Here is a 387-nt window from a genome sequence, read left to right as displayed (position 1 = left end):
ATTCGGCAATGGCGCCATCCCCCGTCGAAGATCACAGGAGACACATTGTCCATCGCAGAACTCCCCACCCGCACGGCTGACACGAGCGCGCCCCTCCTGGGTGTGCTGGCGGACCGCTGGAGCCCCCGCTCCTACGACGCGACCGCTCCCGTCGACGAACTGAAGCTGACCGCAGCCCTCGAGGCCGCGCGCTGGTCCCCGTCGGCCAACAACTCGCAGCCCTGGCGCTTCATCGTCGCCCGCCGCGGCACCGAGGCGTTCGACGCCGTGACCGCCAACCTCATGGGCTTCAACCAGGCCTGGGCCGGATCGGCCGGCGTGCTCATCGTCGCTCTCGCCGAGACCATCGATGAGAACGGCAAGGAGCGCCCGTGGGCCACGTACGAC

Annotated in this window: 1 protein-coding gene; it reads left to right on the top strand. The window is 69.3% G+C overall.

The features are described 5' to 3' along the window. Window positions 1-45 precede the first annotated feature (45 nt). Window positions 46-387: nitroreductase family protein (locus AB4Z02_RS19275; RefSeq protein ID WP_441972989.1), on the top strand; the 342-nt coding region annotated here is incomplete at its 3' end.

This window comes from Pedococcus sp. 2YAF34 (genome assembly GCF_052114585.1).
Classification (GTDB): Bacteria; Actinomycetota; Actinomycetes; order Actinomycetales; family Dermatophilaceae; genus Pedococcus.
The sequence above is the reverse complement of the archived record's forward strand: the minus strand, read 5'-3'. Positions and strand labels throughout refer to the sequence as shown.